Annotated in this window: 16 protein-coding genes and 1 pseudogene; 10 read left to right on the top strand and 7 right to left on the bottom strand. The window is 59.4% G+C overall.

Features of this window, described 5'->3' with window-relative positions:
• Positions 1-117 precede the first annotated feature (117 nt).
• The 9 genes from ICA16_RS06175 to cmoB all read left to right on the top strand — a co-directional run bounded on the left by ICA16_RS06175 (position 118) and on the right by cmoB (position 11,836).
• Positions 118-1,479 (top strand): carbohydrate porin, encoded by a 1,362-nt coding sequence (locus ICA16_RS06175; RefSeq protein WP_210700231.1) that lies wholly within the window; start codon positions 118-120, stop codon positions 1,477-1,479.
• 216 nt (positions 1,480-1,695) lie between these two features.
• Complete coding sequence (locus tag ICA16_RS06170; protein WP_150601774.1) at positions 1,696-4,104, top strand: glucose/quinate/shikimate family membrane-bound PQQ-dependent dehydrogenase; 2,409 nt, start codon at positions 1,696-1,698, stop codon at positions 4,102-4,104.
• Positions 4,105-4,605: 501 nt separating this feature from the next.
• Complete coding sequence (locus ICA16_RS06165; protein WP_150616258.1) at positions 4,606-4,980, top strand: DUF6124 family protein; 375 nt, start codon at positions 4,606-4,608, stop codon at positions 4,978-4,980.
• A gap of 674 nt (positions 4,981-5,654) precedes the next feature.
• The gene (gene lon / locus ICA16_RS06160; protein ID WP_150616259.1) at positions 5,655-8,078 is read left to right on the top strand and encodes an endopeptidase La; all 2,424 of its coding nucleotides are present in this window, start codon (positions 5,655-5,657) and stop codon (positions 8,076-8,078) included.
• 215 nt (positions 8,079-8,293) lie between these two features.
• Entirely contained in the window at positions 8,294-8,686 is a 393-nt protein-coding gene (locus ICA16_RS06155; RefSeq protein WP_150601779.1) for a protease inhibitor I42 family protein, read from the top strand.
• A gap of 2 nt (positions 8,687-8,688) precedes the next feature.
• On the top strand, positions 8,689-9,336 hold the full coding sequence (locus ICA16_RS06150; protein ID WP_191627664.1) for a lysoplasmalogenase: 648 nt from the start codon (positions 8,689-8,691) through the stop codon (positions 9,334-9,336).
• Between the two features lie 135 nt (positions 9,337-9,471).
• Positions 9,472-9,948 (top strand): hypothetical protein, encoded by a 477-nt coding sequence (locus ICA16_RS06145; protein ID WP_210700230.1) that lies wholly within the window; start codon positions 9,472-9,474, stop codon positions 9,946-9,948.
• 191 nt (positions 9,949-10,139) lie between these two features.
• A complete protein-coding gene (cmoA, locus tag ICA16_RS06140; RefSeq protein ID WP_150601781.1) occupies positions 10,140-10,883 on the top strand; it encodes a carboxy-S-adenosyl-L-methionine synthase CmoA in 744 nt (247 codons plus the stop codon).
• Positions 10,880-11,836, top strand: a complete 957-nt coding sequence (cmoB, locus tag ICA16_RS06135) for a tRNA 5-methoxyuridine(34)/uridine 5-oxyacetic acid(34) synthase CmoB (protein ID WP_210700229.1) — start codon at positions 10,880-10,882, stop codon at positions 11,834-11,836. The genes cmoA and cmoB overlap by 4 nt, the downstream gene beginning before the upstream one ends.
• Positions 11,837-11,916: 80 nt before the next feature.
• On the opposite strand, the gene tadA is transcribed toward cmoB, so the two are convergent.
• From tadA to treP, 7 genes and pseudogenes are all read right to left on the bottom strand, one after another.
• Positions 11,917-12,411 carry a tRNA adenosine(34) deaminase TadA gene (gene tadA, locus ICA16_RS06130; RefSeq protein WP_210700228.1) on the bottom strand — a complete coding sequence of 165 codons (495 nt, stop codon included), beginning with the start codon at positions 12,409-12,411 and terminating at the stop codon, positions 11,917-11,919.
• On the bottom strand, positions 12,411-13,787 hold the full coding sequence (locus tag ICA16_RS06125) for a multicopper oxidase family protein (RefSeq protein WP_150601784.1): 1,377 nt from the start codon (positions 13,785-13,787) through the stop codon (positions 12,411-12,413). The genes tadA and ICA16_RS06125 overlap by 1 nt, the downstream gene beginning before the upstream one ends.
• Before the next feature lie 117 nt (positions 13,788-13,904).
• Positions 13,905-14,195: a PTS sugar transporter subunit IIB gene (locus ICA16_RS06120; protein ID WP_210700227.1), complete on the bottom strand. Its 291-nt coding sequence runs from the start codon at positions 14,193-14,195 to the stop codon at positions 13,905-13,907.
• Position 14,196: 1 nt separating this feature from the next.
• The gene (ptsP, locus tag ICA16_RS06115; protein WP_210700226.1) at positions 14,197-16,734 is read right to left on the bottom strand and encodes a phosphoenolpyruvate--protein phosphotransferase; all 2,538 of its coding nucleotides are present in this window, start codon (positions 16,732-16,734) and stop codon (positions 14,197-14,199) included.
• A gap of 62 nt (positions 16,735-16,796) precedes the next feature.
• Entirely contained in the window at positions 16,797-18,020 is a 1,224-nt protein-coding gene (locus ICA16_RS06110) for a maltoporin (protein WP_210700225.1), read from the bottom strand.
• Positions 18,021-18,125: 105 nt separating this feature from the next.
• Positions 18,126-19,772, bottom strand: coding sequence for an alpha,alpha-phosphotrehalase (treC, locus tag ICA16_RS06105; protein ID WP_210700224.1), 1,647 nt, complete (start codon positions 19,770-19,772; stop codon positions 18,126-18,128).
• A 142-nt stretch (positions 19,773-19,914) separates the two neighbouring features.
• Positions 19,915-21,357, bottom strand: a pseudogene (gene treP, locus ICA16_RS06100) (PTS system trehalose-specific EIIBC component).
• A 235-nt stretch (positions 21,358-21,592) separates the two neighbouring features.
• On the opposite strand from treP, the gene treR reads away from it, so the two are divergent.
• Positions 21,593-22,297, top strand: coding sequence for a trehalose operon repressor (gene treR, locus ICA16_RS06095; protein ID WP_210700223.1), 705 nt, complete (start codon positions 21,593-21,595; stop codon positions 22,295-22,297).
• The last annotated feature ends 32 nt before the right edge of the window (positions 22,298-22,329 follow it).

Here is a 22,329-nt window from a genome sequence, read left to right as displayed (position 1 = left end):
TTTGTCTTTTTGTTACAGATCATTATCCTGCCGCCCTTCCGCTGAATCGCTTCACTGCCTGCGTCAAATCGTAGCGGCCAGCTTATCCCCAAAAAAAGACCAAGAAAGACCCCTTTTATGCCTGATTTTCCGTTGTTTCGAGATAGCGCTATCTCCACCCTGCGCCTGATTGGCGGCTGCACCGCCCTCGGCCTCGCCACCTGCGCTCAAGCCGCCCCCGCGTTCGACAGTGAATCGCCGTATATGCTCGGTGACTGGAACGGCAAGCGCACAGAACTCTCGGAAAAAGGCTACGACTTCAAGCTCGATTACACCGGCGAAATGGGCAGCAACCTGCACGGCGGCTACGACCACGATCGCACGGCGCGCTACAGCGACCAGTTCGGCCTCGGTACGCACCTGGACCTGCAAAAGATCCTCGGCTGGGACGACGCCGAGTTTCAACTGACCATCACCAAGCGCAGCGGCAACAACATCAGCAACGACCGCATCAACGATCCGCGCGTCGGTGGCTTCACGTCGGCCCAGGAAGTCTGGGGCCGTGGCCAGACCACGCGCCTGACGCAGATGTGGTACCAGCAAAAATTCTTCGATCAGAAACTCGACATCAAGGTCGGCCGTTTCGGCGAAGGCGAAGACTTCAACAGCTTCCCGTGCGACTTCCAGAACCTGGCGTTCTGCGGCTCGCAGGTCGGCAACTGGGTCGGCGGCATCTGGTACAACTGGCCGGTCAGCCAGTGGGCGATGCGCGTCAAATATCACCTGACCCCCGAGCTGTACGCACAGGTCGGCGCTTACGAGCAAAACCCGTCGAACCTCGATCGCGGCAACGGCTTCAAGTTGAGCGGTAGCGGCACTCAAGGCGCGATCCTGCCGGTTGAACTGGTGTGGTCGCCGAAATTCAACGGCCTGCCGGGCGAGTACCGTGCCGGTTATTACTACAGCAACGCCAAGGCCAGCGATGTCTATAAAGACAACAACGGCCAACCCGCCGCCCTCAGCGGCGAAGCCTACCGCAGCGCCTCCAGCAAACACGGTGTGTGGCTCGGCGTGCAGCAGCAGATCACCAGCATGGCCAGCGATAACTCGCGTGGCCTGAGCGTGTTCGCCAACGGCACCATGCACGACAAGAAAACCAACGCCATCGACAACTACGTGCAGGCCGGCCTCGTCTACAAAGGCCTGCTCGCCAGCCGCGCCAAAGACGACATCGGCTTCGCCATGGCCCGCGTCCACGTCAACCCGGCCTATCGCAAAAACGCCGAGAAGACCAACCAGGCGCGCGCCGTTTATGACTACGACGACCCATCGTTCCTGCCGCCGCAAGACACCGAATACAGCGCCGAACTGTATTACGGCGTGCATGTGACGAACTGGCTGACCGTACGCCCGAACCTGCAATACATCCGCCATCCGGGCGGCGTAGACAAGGTTGATGACGCACTGATCGGCGGGATCAAGATCCAGTCTTCGTTCTAAAAAACTACGCAAATCCATTGTAGGAGTGAGCCTGCTCGCGATAACGGTGTTTCAGTCACTGGAGATGTCGCCTGACACACCGCTTTCGCGAGCAGGCTCACTCCTACAGGAGAAATTCGTTAGCTAGACAAGTTTTATCTGAACCATGCCCACGCCAAATCGTCATCTACAGTGACTACAGCGCGGGACTACATAAACGTCACGGAGAATCACACTATGAGCACCGAAAGTGCTTCGAGTCGGGGCCGTCTGCTACCGAGCCTGCTCGGCATTCTGCTTCTACTGATGGGCCTGGCCATGCTGGCCGGAGGGGTCAAGCTGAGCATGCTCGGCGGCTCGCTGTATTACCTGCTGGCCGGTATCGGCATCGCGCTGACCGGCATTCTGTTGCTGCTGCGCCGCCGCGCCGCGCTGGGCCTGTACGCCATCGTGCTGTTTGCCAGCACCGTCTGGGCGCTGTGGGAAGTCGGTCTGGACTGGTGGCAACTGGTACCACGTCTGGCGATGCTGTTCGCGCTGGGCCTGGTCATGTTGCTGCCATGGTTCCGCCGTCCGCTGCTGCTCAACGGCCCTGCCCCAATGGGCACCGGCGCCTTGAGCGTGGCCGTGGTACTGGCCGGCCTGACGGCACTGGCCAGCCAATTCACCAACCCGGGTGAAATCAAAGGCCAACTGGATCGCGACAGCGTTGAAGGCATGACCAACACCGCCCCGGCCATGCCCGACGGTGACTGGAACTCCTACGGCCGCAGCGCCCACGGTGACCGTTACTCGCCATTGGCGCAGATCACTCCGGCCAACGTGAGCAAACTGGTCCCGGCGTGGACCTACCGCACTGGCGACATCCCGGGGCCGAACGATCCGGGCGAAACCACTGCCGAAAACACCCCGCTGAAAGTCAACGGCATGCTCTACGTGTGCACGCCGCACAGCCAGGTGATTGCCCTTGATCCGGATTCGGGCAAGGAAATCTGGCGTTTCGATCCGAAGCTGAGCACGCAGAACGCGGCCAACTTCAAAGGCTGGGCGCACATGACCTGCCGTGGCGTGACTTACCACGACGACGCGGTCTACGCGTCCGAGCAGAGCCCGACCGGTTCGGCCAGCCCGGCCCCGGCCAGCGCTTGCCCACGCCGCATCTTCCTGCCGACCGCCGACACCCGTCTGATCGCCCTGAACGCCGACACCGGCAAAATGTGCGAAGACTTCGGCGACAAAGGCCAGGTTGACCTGTCTGCCAACATCGGCGGTTTCAATGCCGGTGGTTACTACTCCACCTCGCCTCCAGCGGTCACCAAAGACCTGGTGGTGATTGGCGGCCACGTTACCGACAACGTTTCCATCGACGAGCCAAGCGGCGTGATCCGCGCGTTCGACGTGCACACCGGCAAACTGGTGTGGAACTGGGACAGCGGCAACCCGGACGACACTGCGCCGATTGCCGAAGGCAAGACCTACACCCGCAACTCGCCCAACATGTGGTCGATGTTCGCGGTCGACGAAAAACTCGGCATGCTCTACCTGCCGATGGGCAACCAGACCCCGGACCAGTTCGGCGGCGCGCGTACCCCGGAATCGGAACTGCACGCAGCCGGCCTGACCGCGCTGGACATTGCCACCGGTAAAGTGCGCTGGAACTTCCAGTTCACCCACCATGACCTGTGGGACATGGACGTTGGCGGCCAGCCAACCGTGATGGACATCAAAACTGCAGACGGCGTGAAGCCTGCGGTGCTGGCGTCGACCAAGCAGGGCAGCATCTACGTGCTGGATCGCAACACTGGCAAAGCCATTGTGCCGATCAACGAGATCCCGGTACCGCAAGGCGCGGTGGAAGGCGACCACACTTCGCCAACCCAACCGAAATCCGACCTGAACTTCATGCCGCCGCCGTTGAAAGAACGCGACATGTGGGGCGTTACGCCGTTCGACCAGATGCTGTGCCGGATCGACTTCAAATCCCTGCGTTATGACGGCCCGTTCACCCCGCCGTCGCTGCAAGGCTCGATCGTTTACCCAGGCAACTTCGGCGTGTTCGACTGGGGCGGCATCTCGGTCGATCCGGTTCGCCAGATCGCGTTTGTGAACCCGAGCTACATGGCGTTCCGCTCGAAACTGATCCCGGCCGCTGATATCGCCAAGCAAGGTCCACGCGTCAGCGAAACCGAAGGCGTGCAGCCAAACAAAGGCGCGCCATACGGTGTGATCCTCGAAGCGCTGCTGTCGCCAATGGGCCTGCCGTGCCAGGCGCCAGCGTGGGGTTATGTTGCCGCGGTCGACCTGACCAACAACAAAACCATCTGGATGCACAAAAACGGCACCGTGCGCGACAGCTCGCCGGTTCCGATCCCGCTGAGCATGGGCGTACCTAGCCTGGGCGGCACGTTCACCACTGCCGGTGGCGTTGCATTCCTGAGCGGTACCCTCGACCAGTACCTGCGCGCCTACGACGTGAAAAACGGCAAGCAACTGTGGGAAGGCCGCCTGCCAGCAGGCGCGCAAACCACACCGATGACCTACACCGGCAAGGACGGCAAGCAATACGTGCTCGTCGTTGCCGGCGGTCACGGTTCGCTGGGCACCAAGCAAGGTGACTATGTGATTGCGTACAAACTGTCTGAATAAGCGTTAACGGCAGTTAAGGAAAAGGCGATGTCCCGCGAGGGGCATCGCCTTTTTTGTTGCCACCGACTCCCTGTAGGAGCTGCCGAAGGCTGCGATCTTTTGATCGTGTTTTTTGCAGATCAAAGTCAAAAGATCGCAGCCTTCGGCAGCTCCTACAGGGGATTGGGTGGAGTCCTACAGAACGGAAATTGGCCGAGATATTTCCGACAAGTCGCGTCGGTTGTGCGTCGGAAATGGGGTGGATAGGCTCAAGGGGTCGCTGCAAATTCAGCGACCGGGCGTCGCGGCCCGAGCAGTTCATTCGATTTGATGCATAATCGCCAGCCCAAACTGGAGCGCCCAGCGCTTTTCGTTTGGTTTGATGGTGGCTGTGCGCGGGATACCTTCGGGTATGCCGAGATTGCCGAATGGCTCGGTCCGCGAACCCGCGTACAGCTGCCACCCTCTGTCGCGTCGCGGTGATTGAGAGTGACAGCCCCACTTATCATTCGGAGTTCCACTATGAAAAAGCCCACACCCAACCCACCAGAAACCAACGACACCTCGCCCTACCAATCCCCCGATTCAAAGAAATTCCACGAAGCCGCCGAACGCGCCCTCGACCACTACCTCAAACCCAACGCACTCACCTTGCGCTTCCACAAACCCAGCACCATGTTCCAGGTCGCGCCCGATCAAGACAGCGAAAGCCTGCTGGTCCACGCCTGCGAATCCCTGGCGCAAGCCAGCCTCATGAGCAGCGACATCGCCGCCTACATCGACCTGCCCCAGCGGCGGACGATCCTGGCGATCCAGCAAATCATCATGCTCGCGGAACTGGCGGTGAATCGGGTGCTGGATAACCTCGAAATCCCACAACCGGCGCCACACAGCTGACCCCCTGTAGGAGTGAGCCTGCTCGCGATTGCAGTCCGACATTCAACACAGTTGTCGACAGACCCACCGCCATCGCGAGCAGGCTCACTCCTACAATTGAATCGTATGCCTCTAGCCAGAAACCGGTCGGCTGCCAGGCCGCCATCGCTGGCAAGCCACACAGTTTTGATTTGCGCGCGCCCCACGCGGCAAAGCCGCCCCACTCAACAGGATGAGCGTTAGCTCGGCTGCAGCTCTTGATCTTGCCGTACCGGCCCCTTCGGCAGGCTGAGAGGAGGGATTGATCCGGGGGGCAGGCGCGTAGCGCCGTTCGACGAAGTCGAATACATCGAAAGGAGGTGCAGCGAAGCAAACCGGAAGCGATGCCCCCGGATCAATTCCGGAGCGAAGGAACCCCGAGCCCCAGCGAGCGGGCCGAACGCCGGGGCCCAGCGTTTTGGTTACTTTTGGGCGTCTGCAAAAGTGACTCGCTGTAAAAGCGAAACCGCCAGCAGCAGCACCCGCAGCAACGGATATACCCCCAAAACCCCAAGAACATGGTCGGCCCAAAGGCCGCCAAGTCCAAAGCGTGACCCCTGTCAAAACCCTGAACACAAACAGAAACACACCCCCACCATTGAAACCACTCAAGCCCTGCCCCATCTAACACCCATACCCAATTGCGCAGGTGCCCCATGAGCGACCAGCAAGAATTCCCCGATAACCCCGACGACTACACCGAAGCCAGCGAAGACCACATCGAACACACCACCTCCGGCAAAGGCCTCGCCCTGCCCGGCCAGAACCTGCCGGACAAGGTCTACATCATCCCGATCCACAACCGCCCGTTCTTCCCGGCGCAAGTCCTGCCGGTCATCGTCAACGAAGAACCGTGGGCCGAAACCCTCGAACTGGTCAGCAAATCCGACCACCACTCCCTGGCCCTGTTCTTCATGGACACGCCCCAGGAAGACCCGCGCCACTTCAACACCGACGCCCTGCCGCAATACGGCACCCTGGTCAAAGTCCATCACGCCAGCCGCGAAAACGGCAAACTGCAGTTCGTCGCCCAGGGCCTGAGCCGTGTACGCATCAAGACCTGGCTCAAGCACCACCGCCCGCCGTATCTGGTGGAAGTCGAATACCCGCATCAGCCCACCGAGCCGACCGACGAGGTCAAGGCCTACGGCATGGCGCTGATCAATGCGATCAAGGAACTGCTGCCGCTCAACCCGCTGTACAGCGAAGAACTCAAGAACTACCTCAACCGCTTCAGCCCCAACGATCCGTCACCGCTGACCGACTTCGCCGCCGCCCTGACCTCGGCCACCGGCCCGGAATTGCAGGAAGTGCTCGACTGCGTGCCCATGCTCAAACGCATGGAAAAAGTCTTGCCGATGCTGCGCAAGGAAGTCGAAGTCGCGCGTCTGCAAAAAGAAATCTCCGCTGAGGTCAACCGCAAGATCGGCGAGCATCAGCGCGAGTTTTTCCTCAAGGAACAACTCAAAGTCATCCAGCAGGAACTCGGCCTGACCAAGGACGACCGCAGCGCTGATCTCGAACAGTTCCAGCAGCGTCTGGAAGGTAAAGTCCTGCCGGCGCAGGTGCAGAAACGCCTCGACGAAGAAACGCACAAACTGTCGATCCTCGAGACCGGTTCGCCGGAGTACGCGGTCACCCGCAACTACCTCGACTGGGCAACATCGGTGCCGTGGGGCGTTTATGGCGCGGACAAACTCGACCTCAAGCACGCACGCAAGGTGCTCGACAAACACCACGCCGGCCTCGACGACATCAAGGACCGCATCCTCGAATTCCTCGCCGTCGGTGCTTATAAAGGCGAGATCAGCGGCTCTATCGTGCTGCTGGTCGGCCCGCCGGGTGTGGGTAAAACCAGTGTCGGCAAATCCATCGCCGAATCCCTTGGCCGACCGTTCTACCGCTTCAGCGTCGGCGGCATGCGCGACGAAGCCGAAATCAAGGGCCACCGCCGCACCTACATCGGCGCACAGCCAGGCAAACTGGTACAGGCGCTGAAAGACGTCGAGGTGATGAACCCGGTGATCATGCTCGACGAGATCGACAAGATGGGCCAGAGCTACCAGGGCGACCCGGCCTCGGCGCTGCTGGAAACCCTCGACCCGGAACAGAACGTCGAATTCCTCGACCATTACCTCGACCTGCGAATGGACTTGTCGAAAGTCCTGTTTGTCTGCACCGCCAACACTCTGGATTCGATTCCCGGTCCGTTACTCGACCGCATGGAAGTGATTCGTCTGTCGGGCTACATCACCGAAGAAAAAGTCGCCATCGCCAAGCGTCACCTGTGGCCGAAACTGTTGGAAAAGGCCGGTGTGTCCAAGGGCAGCCTGAGCATCAGCGACAGCGCCCTTAAAGCCTTGATCGACGGTTACGCCCGTGAGGCCGGGGTGCGCCAGCTCGAAAAGCAGATGGGCAAACTGGTACGCAAAGCGGTCATGAAACTGATCGACGAGCCGAAAGCGGTGATCAAACTCGGCCCGAAAGATCTGGAAGCCTCGCTGGGCCATCCAGTGTTCCGCAACGAACAAGTGCTGTCCGGCACGGGCGTTATCACGGGACTGGCGTGGACCAGCATGGGCGGCGCCACGCTGCCGATCGAAGCGACGCGGATCCACACACTCAATCGCGGTTTCAAACTCACCGGGCAACTGGGCGACGTGATGAAGGAATCGGCGGAGATCGCCTACAGCTACGTCAGCTCGAACCTGAAACAGTTCGGCGGCGATGCGAAATTCTTCGACGAAGCCTTCGTCCACCTGCACGTACCGGAAGGCGCCACACCGAAGGATGGCCCGAGCGCCGGCGTCACCATGGCCAGCGCTTTGCTTTCTCTGGCGCGCAATCAAGCGCCGAAAAAAGGCGTGGCGATGACCGGTGAACTGACGCTGACCGGGCATGTGCTGCCGATTGGCGGGGTACGCGAGAAAGTGATCGCAGCGAGAAGGCAGAAGATTTTCGAGCTGATTCTGCCAGAGCCGAACCGCGGCAACTTCGAGGAACTTCCGGACTATCTGAAAGAAGGCATTACCGTGCACTTCGCCAAGCGGTTTGCCGATGTGGCGAAGGTGCTTTTCTGATAGTTCTGCGGTGACATGAGCACCGCTATCGCGAGCAGGCTCACTCCTACAGTGGGATATGGCGTTCACAAACCTGGTGTTCACCACAAAACCCTGTAGGAGTGAGCCTGCTCGCGATGGCGCCAGCCCAGACACCAACGCTCCCCGACGGTCACACTTTGTCTCATCTTCGGTTATGCTCGCCGTTCGTCGCCAACGCCGGAGCCGCTGACCTTATGTCCCCCATTCGCCTGTTTGTCCCCATCGCCTTTTCCTTGCTGGCCGCTTGCGCCACGCAGCCGAAACACAACGTGACCGTGGAAAAACAAAGCGAATGCCCCGTGCGACTGACCAGCGGGCAAAATCTGATCGTGATGCTGCCGAGCAACCCGACCACGGGTTATCGCTGGGCGATTCAGGATTCCGCCGGCGGCGTCTTGCGCGCCCTCAGCCCTGAGGTCTATAGCAACCCGGAAGATGCTGGCGTGGTCGGTGCTGCCGGGCTTTCCACCTGGCGTTTTCAAGCGTTTGCCGCGGGCACCGGGCGTCTGCGCCTGACCTCGCAACAGCCATGGGCGCCGGAAGTGCTGCCGGTGGAAACCTTTGACTGTGCCATTTCGGTGAATTGATCGTGGGCTGGCTGATTCTGGCGCTGATGGGCGCGGTGACCTTTCTCTATGGCCTGAGCACCCACGCGGCGCTGCTCTGCCTGTTGGTCAAACCGTTGCCGGTACTGGCATTGCTCGGCTGGCTGCACGACGCACCGCCCAGCGACTATCGCCGCTGGATCAGTCTCGGTCTGATTTTTTCTCTGCTGGGCGATGTGTTGTTGGCGTGGCCAGGGGATTTGTTCGTGTTTGGTCTCGGCGCATTTCTCGTTGCGCATCTGGCGTATCTCAAGGCCTATCTCAGCGACTGCAAACGTCTTGCGTTGATGCCACTGGTGCTCGCGCTTGGCGTGGGTGCCGTGCTGTTGGGGATGCTGATTGCCAGTGGTCTCGGCCCGCTGCTGGTACCTGTGATCGTCTACGGCACTGCGATCAGCGCCATGCTCTGGCGTGCTCTCGCTCGCCTCGGCAGCGACGTGCCCAAGCGTTCGGCGTTACTGGCAGCGGGTGGTGCGCTGGCGTTTGTGTTCTCTGACAGTGTGATCGGCATCGATCGGTTTGTTGCGCCGTTCCATGCTGCGCCTTACGTCATCATCCTCAGTTACTGGCTTGGCCAATGGGGTATCGCTGCCTCGGCGTTTAGTAAAGACGAACAACCTGGTCATATGTAATAACCATAAAAATCTTTTCCTATCTCGAATCGATATAAAAACCTGTCAGATCTGACAGTACCTCGAATTTCTTCCCCTACTTACTATCCCCGTGTCGTATCCCAAACCACGAATGTAAGAGCAAGGAAGAAAATCATGAGCCTCAGAGACAAAGATTCGCAGAGTGCAGCGCTAACCCTGTTCTCCGCCAGCTGCGATGTTCAAGCCTCGATTTCGAACCGAGTGAATTTCAATACGCAAAATATCCAGTTCGGGCAACACTCTGACGGTAAAGTCGAATTCCGCGCCCGCTCCTACGAGGGTTATAAGGAATCAGCAAAGGGGATTACGTTTAAGTTTCCCAGCGACATTAAGACTGGAAGTTACGAAACAACAGATCCAGTCTTTCCGTTCGAGATCCTCTCCTATTTTGAAACCGGCGCTTACAGCGACTTCTTAACTATTTACAGTTACGCTGCGACAAGCGGCACTGTCGAGGTCGAAGTCATTTCAAACGACCCTCGGGAAATGCGCTACCTCATCAGCTTTGACTTCAAAGGCAAAGACCACAGAACAGAAGAACTGCACATCACTGGCAAAGCCGAATTAACCGGTTTCATACGCGCTACTTGATTTCGCTTTAAACATTGAATGACCAAGTCTTGATTTTGACTTGGTCATTCACTGCTTTTCCCGAACTCCCTTCATCCCCCTCCCTTTGTACACGACATGCCGATCCCCACGCTTTATCAGACAACCCAAGCATCCCCGCGCCACTTTGGCTAAAATGCCGGCCTTTTCCACCGACACCGCCGGAAACCGCCGTGAGCAAAGAACCCGATCGCATTTTCGCCCAGCCCTTGGCACAGGTGCCTGACTTCGCCTTCAACGAAGACGTGGTGCGCGTGTTCCCGGACATGATCAAGCGCTCGGTGCCGGGTTACCCGACCATCGTCGAAAACCTCGGTGTGCTTGCCGCGCAGTTCGCCCAGCCGAACAGCGTGCTCTACGACCTCGGCGCCTCCCTCGGCGCGGTGACCCAGGCCCTGCGCCGTCACGTGCGTACCGACGGTTGCCGCGTCATCGCTGTGGATAACTCGGCCGCCATGGTTGAACGTTGCCGCGAATACCTCAACGGTCAGGACTCGATGTTTCAGGAGTTGCTGCCGGTCGAGGTGATCGAGGGCGACATCCTCGCCCTCGACTTTCAACCCGCCTCGGTGGTGGCACTGAACTTCACCCTGCAATTCATCGCCCCGGATCAGCGCACTGCGTTGCTCTCGCGCATCCGCCAATCATTGCTGCCCGGCGGCGCACTGATTCTGTCGGAAAAACTGCGCTTCAACGATGCCGAAGAACACGCATTGCTCACTGATCTGCATGTCGCGTTCAAACGCGCCAACGGCTACAGCGAACTGGAAATTGCCCAGAAGCGCAGCGCCATCGAAAACGTCATGAAGCCCGACAGCCTCGAAGAACACCGCGAACGCCTGCTGGCCGCCGGGTTCTCGAAAGTCGTGCCGTGGTTCCAGTGTCTTAACTTTGCCTCGTTGATTGCCTTGCCATGATTGATCTGTCCCCCCTCGCCCGCCGTCTGGCCGGTACACCGCTGGCCGAATGGGCCAACACCCTGCAGCGTCAACTCGACAAGAAAATGGAGAAGGGCCACGGCGATCTGGAGCGCTGGCAAAGTGCGCTGGACGCCTTGCCAAAGATCCAGCCGAGCGAAGTCGACCTGCTCAACGGCTTGAAACTCGACACCGATTGCGACGACGAAACCCGCGCGCAAATGCGTACCGCCCTGATGGGCCTGTCGCCGTGGCGCAAAGGGCCGTTCGATCTGTTTGGTGTGCACGTCGATACCGAATGGCGCTCGGACTGGAAGTGGTCGCGGGTCGCCCCGCATCTGGATCTGAAAGGCAAACGCATCCTCGATGTCGGTTGCGGCAACGGCTACTACATGTGGCGCATGCTTGGCGCCGGTGCGAACAGCGTGATCGGCGTTGACCCGAACTGGCTGTTCTTCTGCCAGTTTCAGGCGGTGCAGCGTTATTTGTCTGAGCCAAACGCGTGGCACTTGCCCTTCCCGTTCGAGGATTTGCCGCCGAATCTGGAAGGTTTCGACACCGTGTTTTCCATGGGCGTGTTCTACCACCGCCGCTCGCCGATCGAGCATTTGCTGGCGCTGAAGGATTGCTTGGTCAAGGGCGGTGAACTGGTGCTGGAAACGCTGGTGGTTGAAGGCGACAAGCACCAAGTGCTGGTGCCGGAAGACCGTTACGCGCAGATGCGCAACGTGTGGTTCCTGCCGTCGGTGCCGGCGCTGGAGTTGTGGTTACGGCGTGCCGGGTTTACCGATATTCGTTGCGTGGATGTCAGTACGACGACGATTGAGGAACAACGCGGCACCGAGTGGATGAAGTATCAGTCGCTGAGTGATTTCCTTGATCCGGATGATCACAGCAAGACGATCGAAGGGCTGCCGGCGCCGATGCGGGCGGTGATTGTGGCGAAAAAATAGAGCAGATCAAAAGATCGCAGCCTTCGGCAGCTCCTACACCGATCCCTGTAGGAGCTGCCGAAGGCTGCGATCTTTTGATTTTAATCCCGGCGTGCGCGACGGGCTCTGAAGAACTCGGTCAACACCGCCCCACACTCCTCCGCCAACACCCCGCCCTCATACAACACCCGGTGATTCAAAAAGCCCTGGGTGAAAAACTGCCCCTGGCTTTGCACGATCCCGGCTTTTGGCTCCAGCGCGCCATACACCACACGCGCCACCCGTGAATGCACGATCAAACCGGCGCACATGCTGCACGGCTCCAGCGTCACGTACAGCGTGCTGCCGGGCAGTCGATAGTTATCCACCGCCTGCGCCGCGGCGCGGATCGCGACCATTTCGGCGTGAGCACTCGGGTCACTGGCGCTGATCGGGCAATTGAAGCCGCGACCGATGATCTCGCCATCCTGTACCAGCACCGCGCCCACAGGCACTTCGCCGAGGGCTGCTCCCTGCGCTGCAAGGATCAGAGCTTCACGCATGAAGTCGCGGTCACGGCTGCGGTCGATGATCGCTGCGGGGCGAATCTGGCGCATCACTTCACCTCGATGGCGGCCATCAGGCCGGTTTCCATGTGGTCGATCACGTGGCAATGGAACATCCATACCCCCGGGTTATCTGCCACCAGCGCCACTTGCGCACGCTCGTTTTTGCCCAGCAGATAGGTGTCGGTAAAGTACGGGATGACCTTGTGGCGGTTCGACGCAATCACCTTGAAGCTCATGCCGTGCAGGTGAATCGGGTGCTGATACTGGGTCATGTTCTTCAATTCGAAAATATAGCTCTTGCCCAATTCGAGACTGGCAATCGGCCGGTCAGCGCAAGTCTTGTCGGTGATGTCCCACGCCTTGCCGTTGATCTGCCAGAGACTTGGCGGCTTGCCGTTGTCGACGTTGACCGACACCGAACCGACCCATTCGAAATTGAAGTTGAGTTTCTCGGCATTGGCCAGGTCCGGCTCGGCCACCGGGTTGGCGGGCAGCGCGGGCGGCCATTCGGTCGGCGCGTCCGTGTTGGCCACCGAGCGCAGAGTGCCCAGACGCACCGGGCCGTTGCGCAGCGACAATTCTTCGCCTGCTGCCGGTGCCTTGATCGCCAGACAGATACGCATGCCGGGGCCGAGCCAGTATTCCTTGCCCAGCGGGCGCGGTTCCACCGGATTACCGTCCAGCGCGTAGATTTTTGCCTCAACACCAGGAATGTTGATGCGGTAAGTCAGGGTGTTATCCAGATTGAGCAAACGCACCCGAGTAATCTGCCCGGCCGGCAGGTCGATCACCGGCAACGGCACGCCGTTGATGGTCGACAAACGCCCCGCCGTACCACCGCGCGCTGCTTCACGAGGGATGCTGAATTCGACGAAATTGCCTTCATCGTCGATGTGCCAGTTCTTCAGGCTCAGGGTCTTTTCGTATTTGAAACCGGTCGGCTCGCGCTCTTCGATGATCAGCGGCCCGACCAATCCGCGCCCCAGTTCTTCGCTGCTGCTGACATGTGGGTGATACCAGTAGCTGCCGGCGTCCGGCACGCGGAATTTGTAGTCAAAGTATTCGCCCGGCAGCACCGGCAATTGCGACACGTACGGTACGCCGTCCATTTCCAGCGGCAGGCGAATGCCGTGCCAGTGAATGGTGGTCGCCACCGGCAGATGGTTGATGAAGCGCACCCGCAGCCATTCGCCCTGACGCACGCGCAACTCGGTGCCCGGCGCCGACGGGCCGAACGCCCAAGCCTCGGTCTTGTGCCCCGGCACCAGTTCCACGTCCAGGGGCGCGGCGATCAGCTCGTAGTCGTGGCCCGCCTCGGCGTCAGCCATCTTGCCCAGCCAGTAACGCGACGCGCCCCCCGCTCCCACGCCTACGACAACAAGACCGGCCAGGCCACCGAGGATTTGGCGACGGGTAAAGGACATGAACTCAACTACCTCACGTATCAGCGACAGACCCCTGAAGGCCCGTAAAAGGCGAATACGATACACCTGCGGTTGAGAAACAGTAAGGGTGACCTGAGGCCGCACATCCCTTCGGACTTAAGGCCGCAAGCCGGTAATCAAGTGCACCACCCCATCCTCCAGGGGCATGACGCCCGCGACACCGGCATCGCTCAATGCCTGACGATCCATGCGCGACACGTCACGCAACACCACCCGCGCCCGGGTCAGCGCCACCGGTTGCTGCGATTTGAGGTTATCCCCTCCACCCAACGCTGCAACGATGTCTGCGCTTAACCCCTCGGCAGGTTCGACCGGCATTTTCGGCTCGTCCGGCACCAGATCCGGGGTCAGGGCCTTCCAGAACGCCTGCTGCAATTTATTGAACATGTCAGTTCTCCAGAACCGGTGAAGTATCGACCGTTGCCTCGTGATACAGCCGCAGTGCTTCGCGCACTTCCTCAGCGCTCTCCAGCCCCTGTACCTGTTCGGCGATGGCCTTGCAGTCGAGCAGGTCCACCTCACGCACTGCCGCTTTGATCGCCGGAATCTGCGGCACACTGACCGACAACTCATCCACGCCGAGCCCCAGCAACAGCGGCACGGCCAGACGTTCCGAGGCCATCGCGCCACAGACGCCGACCCATTTGCCATGGGCGTGCGCACCTTTCACGGTCATGGCGATCAGGCGTAATACCGAGGGGTGGAAACTGTCGGCCTGACTGGCCAGACGTGGATGGTCGCGATCCATCGCCAGGGTGTATTGAGTCAGATCGTTGGTGCCAATCGAGAAGAAATCCACATACGGAGCAAACAAATCGGCCATCAGCGCCGCCGCCGGCACCTCAATCATGATCCCCAGCTTCGGCAGTTCGACAAGGTTCAGTGCCTGCGCTTCCTCCTCCAGCATTCGCCGGGCCAGATGCAGCTCCGAGATTTGCGTGACCATCGGCAACATGATGTGCAGGCGCGTCAGACCGACACTGCCAAGGATCGCCCGGAACTGCTCACGCAACAGTTGCGGGCGCTCCAGACACAGCCGAATCCCGCGCAGTCCGAGGAACGGATTGGTTTCGCTGTCCATCGGCACGTAGGCCAATGGTTTGTCGCCGCCGACATCCAGCGTGCGCACCACCAGATTGTGCGACGGCCCCACGGCTTGGGCGATGGCGCTGTAGGTCGAGATTTGTTCGTCGAAAATGGGCGCGTGGTTGCGATCCAGATAAAGAAACTCCGAGCGCAAAAGCCCGACGCCGGCACCGCCCAGGCCCATCGCCTGTTCGGTTTCACTCAGCGAGGAGACGTTGGCCGTCACCTCGATATGGTGCCCGTCGCGGGTGCAAGCGGCCAGTGTCGCCTGCGCGTGATCATGTTGATGACGCAGGCGTTGTAGCTCGAGTCTGGCCTGCAATTGTTCGATGGCGAGCGGATCGGGATTGAGGTGCAGTTCACCCTTGTCGGCATCGAGCAGCACCGTGCTGCCGTTCGCCAATGCCAGCATCTGCGCCGGCACCCCGCAAATCGCCGGCAGGGCAAAGGCCCGCGCAAGAATTGCGACATGACTGGTGGCGCCGCCCCCGACCGTGGCAATGCCAAGCACCTTTGTGACATCGAGCCCCGCAGTCTGCGACGGCGTCAGTTGATCGGCGATCAGGATCGTCCCGTGCGGTAACGTCAGGACCGGGTCCGGCACGCCGAGAATCAACTTGAGGACTCGCAAGCTCACGTCCGTCAGGTCTGCCGCACGTTCAACCAGCAACGGACTGGCCGACTGCCGAAACAGCGTCGCGGTGGACGCGGTAGCAGCATGCCAGGCAAACGCCGCGCTTTTGCCCTCGGCAATCAACGCTTGCGCCTGATCGAGCAGGCTCGGGTCATCGAGCAGTTCCTGATGAGCCTTGAAGATTTCCTCCTGAGCGCTGCCTCCCGCCGTGTCGCGCAAGTGCTGCAAGGCCATTCCCGCCTCGATCAAGGCGTTCGTCAGCGCCTCCTGCTCCGTTTTTGCCCCGGCACCGGACTCTTTTATGTCGAGCCTCGGCTCGGTGATCTGCATCACCTGGCCCAATGCCGAACCGGGCGATGCACAGACTCCACGCAGAACCGTCAGCACTTCAGGGTCGATGCTCTCCAAAGGCTCCGACGCAGGCAACACTGTGACCGATTCTCCACACCCCTCGGCGAGTAATCGCGAGAGCGCGTTGATCGCGGCTTCGGCGTCTTCGCCCACCGCGCTCACTTGCACGCTGTCAGCAAAAGCCGTCTGCAACGCCATGATTGCCACCAGTGATTTGGCGTTGGCTTCGGCCTGCTGTTTGTGCAGATAAATCTTTGCTGAAAAAACCTTCGCCGCTTGCGCGAACACCGCTGCGGGGCGCGCGTGTAGACCGTTGGGGTTGGGCAGTTTGAGCCAGTTTGAGTAAAACACTTCGCCTTCTGGCGCGGCCTGTTCTTCGCGGGTGGCCTGCGCACTGGCGAGGTTCAGCAGTGGCTGGCCGGTTTCGACCAGACCGGTCTGCGCGGCCGTCCAGGTGAATGGCTCACCGCTGACCACCAGCATCAGGGTCAACAGACTGCGGGCGTGCAGGGCGATGTAATCGGCATCGAATTCGATCAGCGTTTCGCCAGCCGCCACCCGCTGACCTTCTTCAACCAGGCGGGTGAAGCCCTGACCACCCAGATTCACCGTATCCAGACCGATGTGCAGCAACACCTGAACGCCATGGTCATCGGTGATGCTCACGGCATGCCCGCTGGCCTGCACGTTGCTGACCACTCCGGCCAGCGGTGCGCATAACGTTGATGAAGTCGGGTCGATGCACAGGCCGTCGCCGATCACGCGATTGGCGAAAACAGAATCGGGCACTTGATCCAGAGGCATAAGCACGCCGGACAAAGGCGCCAGCAGTTGCAATTGTTGGGGTGTGGCCATGACGTCACCTGCGGTTTTGTTCTTTGAAGTGCCCGTGGAGCGCAACGCCCCACCAGCATCGCTTATTTCCACCAGTATTCGACCTGCAATCCAACGTTCGCACCGTGACGTGCGGTACCGAAAGCGCCGGTATCGGACAGCGCCGACCCTTGGGCCAATTCATTGGCCGCCCGTTTGGCTGCCTCGTTCCAGCTGGCATAGGTGTAATACAGACGCACCTCGGGGCGCGCCCAGAATTCCGGGCCTTTAGGTGACCATGTCGGCGCAATGGTGAATTTGCTCAGCTTGCGCGTGCCACCCGGTGCATCGACTTGATCATGACCCAGTTCGGTGACCAGTTTGAATTGTTCGGTAAGCGCATAGGTCGGACGCATGCCCAGCGACATCCAGTTCTGGTCAGCGCCGTCCGGACGAATGTCTTTTTGATACACCGCCTCTATTTGCCCGCCAAAACGCGGCGTCAGTTGCCAGTCGAAAAACTCGACGATCCGATAACTTTTATTGCTGTCGTCCAGTTTGACGTTACCGGTGTAGCCCAGTCCGGTGCCGGGCCCTTCGCCGTACTGGAAGGCCAGTTTGTTTTTTCCACCGAGAAAGTCCTTCTGCACATGCTGCGTGGTGATCGCCCAGCCCCGGTGCGCATCACGGCTGTCGGGTTTGTCGATGTAGCTCAAGCCAAACTCAAGCTCGCCGCCGGGATTGGTAGCGAAACCGGCGACGTTGAAGTCGTGCCGGTTGATGTAGTCCTTTTGATAAAGGTTGTCTTTGCGCGCGAAGGCGTAGCTGTATTTCAGATCACCAATCAGCACGTCCTCGATCCCGCCACCGGTAGCGCTCTGGTTCCAGTAGTAGAAATCGGAAATGTGGATGTCATTACGTTTGTAGTAACGGCGACCGGCCCAGAGCGAACCGCCATTGAGCGCGGGCATGTTCGACCACTGTGCATAGGCCTGCGGCAGACGCACCGAGCCGTTGTCTTCATTGAACGTGAGGCTGTGGTTGTAGCGGTTGTACAGCGAGACCATGCCATCGACGCTGAATACCGAGCCATCGTCGAGGGTGTACAAATCCTGGCGCAACTCAAGCTCGCCGTACTGCTCGCATTCGTTGCCCAAGCGGTATTTGGTCTGCGCCCCCGGCAACTGGAAACACGATTGGCTACCGCCCTTGGTCGCGTTGCCAATGCCACTGCGCAAGTAACCGCCGAACTCCAGCGCCTGTGATGTCTGTGGTAACGCAAGGCATAAACCTGCGACTGCCAGGCTGCGATTTATTGTTATTTTCATAAGCCACCCCATTATTTTTATTGTGTGTTTCCATGAATTCGGCGCGCAAAACTCCCCGCGCAGTGCTCTGCGTGTTTTTTCAAACGTCGGTTTTTTAGTTAGGGATCAGGGATCGATCAGGTGCAGAACGAACGATTCATAAGGTCGCAAACTCACCTGTCGATTGCGTGGCGGACAGTCCGGGTAATTACTGATCAGTAGTCGCTGGTTCTGCGTCTCATCGATCTCTATCGGCAGTTCGATTTCACACGGTGTCGCGTAGAAGTTGTTCACGATCAGCAGACGTTCGCCCACGCCTTCACGCAGGTAAACCCAGACTTGTTGGTGCTCGGGCAACAGCTGTCGATAGACGCCGTCCGTAATCAATGCCTCTGTGCGCCGCAACGCGATCAGTCGACGGTAGTGATGCAGCACGGACTCCGGGTCATCGAGCTGGTGGGCGACGTTGATCCGGGCGGCATTGGCCGGCACCCCGATCCACGGTTCGACGCGGCTGAAACCAGCATGCTGTTCCGCGTCCCAATGCATCGGCGTACGACCGTTGTCACGGGACTTCTGCATGATCGCTGCCATGTTGTCGATGTCGCTGGTGCCTGCTTCACGTTTGAGCCGAAAGATGTTCAGCGTTTCGACATCGCGGTACTGATCGATACGCTCGAAACCCGGATTGGTCATGCCCAGCTCTTCGCCCTGATACACGAACGGCGTGCCCTGCAGAAAGTGCAGCGCGGTACCGAGCATTTTCGCCGAGAGCTCCCGATACTCACCGTCATGGCCGAACCGCGAGACCACCCGAGGTTGATCGTGGTTACACCAGAACAGCGCATTCCAGCCACCACCGGCCTGCATGCCGGTCTGCCAGTCGGACAGAATCTGCTTGAGCTGGAGGAAATCGAAATCGGCGCGAACCCACTTTTCCAGGTTTGGATAATCGACTTTCAGGTGATGAAAGTTGAAGGTCATCGACAGTTCTTGCGACTGCGGATTGGAGTAACGAATGCAGTGTTCGAGGCTGGTGGATGACATCTCGCCGACGTTGATCAGGTCGTGTCCTGCGAAAACCTCACGGTGCATCTGCTGCAAGTACTCATGGACGTTCGGCCCGTCGGTGTAAAAGCGTCGGCCGTCGCTGTCGTCCTCGGCAAAGTCCGCAGGCTTGGAAATCAGATTGATCACGTCCAGCCTGAAACCACCCACGCCCTTGTCCCGCCAGAAGCGCATCATTTTGAAGACTTCGGCGCGTACCTTGGGGTTGTCCCAATTCAGGTCAGCCTGGGTATGGTCGAACAGATGCAGGTAGTACTGACCGGTCTGGGCCTCGTACTCCCAGGCCGAACCGCCGAACTTGGACTGCCAGTTGTTCGGCTGGTCGCGCCAGATATAGAAGTCGCGGTAGGGGTTATCAAGGCTGCTGCGCGCCTGCTGAAACCAGACGTGTTCGATCGAGGTGTGATTGACCACGATGTCGAGCATCAGCTTGATCCCGCGCTTGCCCGCCTCGGCGATCAGCAACTCGCAGTCGGCCATGCTGCCGTAGCTGGGATCAACCGCGTAGTAGTCGCTGATGTCATAGCCGTTGTCACGTTGCGGCGAGCGCAGGAAAGGCGTGATCCACAAGCAATCAACACCCAGCCATTGCAGGTAATCGAGCTTGGCCACGACGCCGAGCAAATCACCTGTCGGGTTACCGGCGTGGCTGTGAAAACTCTTCGGGTAGATCTGGTAGATCACCGAACGTTGCCAGTCTTGCATGGCGCATTTCCCTCTTGATTTTATAAACCGCCAAACCCTGCGCCCCCTGTAGGAGCTGCCGAAGGCTGCGATCTGTTGACTTTGGCTTTCAAAAAAACAACATCAAAAGATCGCAGCCTGCGGCAGCGCCTACAGGTCGATATCAGGCGACCCGATAGCCGGGGCGGACAATTTTCATGCTCAGCGCACAGGTCAGAACAAACGGCACCACCATGGCGATGATCATCCCGATCACGAACATCGGAATGAACTGCGGAATGATCGAGATAAACCCGGGCAAGCCGCCGACGCCAATGGCCGAAGCCTGAATCTTGTTCAGCGACAGGAAGATGCAGCCCAGCGCCGAACCGGTCAGCGCGGCGTAGAACGGAAATTTGTAACGCAGATTGACCCCGAACATGGCGGGTTCGGTGATACCGAAATACGCGGAAATCGCTGAGGTCGAAGCCATGCTTTTGTCGCGCGCATTGCGCGTCATATAGAACACCGCCAACGCAGCGCTGCCTTGAGCGAGGTTGGACATGACGATCATCGGCCAGATGAAGGTGCCGCCCTGAGTCGAGATCAGTTGCAGATCGACTGCGAGAAACATGTGGTGCATTCCAGTGATCACCAGTGGCGCATACAGCAGTCCGAAAATCGCCCCGCCGACCATCGGTGCCAGATCGAACAGCATGACCACGCCCTCGGTGATGTAGATGCCGATATGGCGGGTTACAGGTCCGATTACCGCCAGCGCCAGAACGCCCGTGACGACAATCGTGGTGATCGGCACCACCAGCAATTGCACTGCGTTGGGCACGCGCGCCCGCAACCATTTTTCGATGACGCTCATCACGTAAGCGGCCAGTAATATCGGCAGGATCTGTCCCTGATAACCGACTTTCTCTACCTGGAACAGTCCGAGGATGTCGAAGTACGGCATCTGCTGACCGTCCAGACCGGCCACGGCCTTGCCATAGTTCTAGGCGTTGAGCAGATCCGGGTGAACCAGCATCAGGCCGAGTACGATGCCGAGAATCTCACTGCCGCCAAAACGCTTGGCCGCCGACCATCCCACCAACGCCGGCAAGAACACGAACGCGGTGTTGGCCATCAGGTTGATCAGGCTCCACAGCCCCTCGAGTTTGGGATAGGCATCCAGCAGAGTCTGACCTTCGATAAACATGCCTTTGGCGCCGATCAGGTTGTTGATACCCATCAGCAAACCGGCAACGATCAGCGCCGGCAGAATCGGCATGAACACGTCGGAAAACACCCGCACCAGACGCTGCATGGCGTTGATCTTCTCGGCGCTTTTCTGTTTGACGTCGGCGATGGTCGATGCGGCGAGGCCGGTCTGGCGGCGCAATTGGGCGTAGACCTTTTCCACTTCGCCCGGACCGATCACCACCTGATAAAGACCGCCGGTGAAGAACGAGCCTTTGACCAGATCGATCTGGTTCAGCGCGGCATTGTCGACCAGGCCGGGATTCTTCAAGGCCAGGCGCAAACGCGTGACGCAATGTGCGGCCTGCTCGAGATTGTCGTTACCGCCAAGGCATTTCAGTAGCTCGCTGGCGATCTTCGGGTAATCGTGGCTCATGCTAAGTCTTCCGCTGTGGATTTTTGTTATTGGCAGCACGTCGAAGCGAAAAGTACTCGTCTGTACGAGTTATTGCAACAACTCGTACAGACGAGTTTGTTTTTGTATAGTCCCGCCAGACCGTTGAAGAATTTTCCTACCTTATCCTTGGGCGATTTCCATTCCCTACATGGACAAAGCCCTACCCTGCCCTTAAGGTTCGAAGCTTTGAGCAGAGCCGGCACAGAGCCTAACCATGAGCAAATACAACCAGATCTATAGCGATCTGCTGGCCAGCATCACGACCGAACGCCTCGAACGCGGCGCCCGTCTGCCTTCAGAGACTGAGCTGATGGACAGCTATCAGGCCAGCCGCGGCACTGTGCGCAAGGCCATCGAACAGCTTCAGGAGCGCGGTTTTGCGCAGAAAATCCATGGCAAAGGCACGTTCGTACTGTCGACCAATCCGATCGAGTTTCAACTGGGGGGCATCGTCAGTTTCCAGGAAACCTACCCGCGACTGGGCAACGACGTCAGCACCGAGGTGGTCGAACTGACGCAAATACCGCTCGAAGGTGCGCTGCTCGAGCACATCAATGCCGAACCCGGCACGTCCATCACGCGAGTCATGCGCGTGCGGCGAATCGACGGTAAACGGGTGATTCTCGACATCAACCATTTCGTCAGCGCGGTCATTCCCGGCCTGTCCCTGGACATCGCCGAGCAGTCGATCTACGCCTACATCGAACAGACCCTGCAGCTCCAGATCGCCTACGCCCAACGCACCATCGAAGCGGTACCGCGCAGCAAGGATGACCAATTGCACCTGGACCTCGACGGCCAGAGCCATGTGATCGTCGTCAGCAACCAGACTTTCCTTCAGGACGGCCGTCAGTTCGAGTACACCGAATCACGGCACACCCTGGACAAGTTTTACTTCTCCGACGTGGCACGGCGCTGACCGGCACACGTTACGCACAGCGATGTGCGGTA

This window comes from Pseudomonas anatoliensis, assembly GCF_017976235.1.
In the GTDB taxonomy this organism is placed as follows: Bacteria; Pseudomonadota; Gammaproteobacteria; order Pseudomonadales; family Pseudomonadaceae; genus Aquipseudomonas; species Aquipseudomonas anatoliensis.
This window is presented reverse-complemented; position numbering and strand designations above follow the sequence as displayed.

Coding starts and splice junctions, on each gene's coding strand:
- ICA16_RS06145 (WP_210700230.1), top strand. CDS start 9,472: ATGAGCCTCAGAGACAAAGATTCGCAGAGTGCAGCGCTAACCCTGTTC.
- treR (WP_210700223.1), top strand. CDS start 21,593: ATGAGCAAATACAACCAGATCTATAGCGATCTGCTGGCCAGCATCACG.
- ICA16_RS06120 (WP_210700227.1), bottom strand. CDS start 14,195: ATGTTCAATAAATTGCAGCAGGCGTTCTGGAAGGCCCTGACCCCGGAT.
- tadA (WP_210700228.1), bottom strand. CDS start 12,411: ATGCGCCAGATTCGCCCCGCAGCGATCATCGACCGCAGCCGTGACCGC.
- treC (WP_210700224.1), bottom strand. CDS start 19,772: ATGCAAGACTGGCAACGTTCGGTGATCTACCAGATCTACCCGAAGAGT.
- ICA16_RS06110 (WP_210700225.1), bottom strand. CDS start 18,020: ATGAAAATAACAATAAATCGCAGCCTGGCAGTCGCAGGTTTATGCCTT.
- ICA16_RS06165 (WP_150616258.1), top strand. CDS start 4,606: ATGAAAAAGCCCACACCCAACCCACCAGAAACCAACGACACCTCGCCC.
- ICA16_RS06170 (WP_150601774.1), top strand. CDS start 1,696: ATGAGCACCGAAAGTGCTTCGAGTCGGGGCCGTCTGCTACCGAGCCTG.
- lon (WP_150616259.1), top strand. CDS start 5,655: ATGAGCGACCAGCAAGAATTCCCCGATAACCCCGACGACTACACCGAA.
- cmoB (WP_210700229.1), top strand. CDS start 10,880: ATGATTGATCTGTCCCCCCTCGCCCGCCGTCTGGCCGGTACACCGCTG.
- ICA16_RS06125 (WP_150601784.1), bottom strand. CDS start 13,787: ATGTCCTTTACCCGTCGCCAAATCCTCGGTGGCCTGGCCGGTCTTGTT.
- ptsP (WP_210700226.1), bottom strand. CDS start 16,734: ATGGCCACACCCCAACAATTGCAACTGCTGGCGCCTTTGTCCGGCGTG.
- ICA16_RS06155 (WP_150601779.1), top strand. CDS start 8,294: ATGTCCCCCATTCGCCTGTTTGTCCCCATCGCCTTTTCCTTGCTGGCC.
- ICA16_RS06175 (WP_210700231.1), top strand. CDS start 118: ATGCCTGATTTTCCGTTGTTTCGAGATAGCGCTATCTCCACCCTGCGC.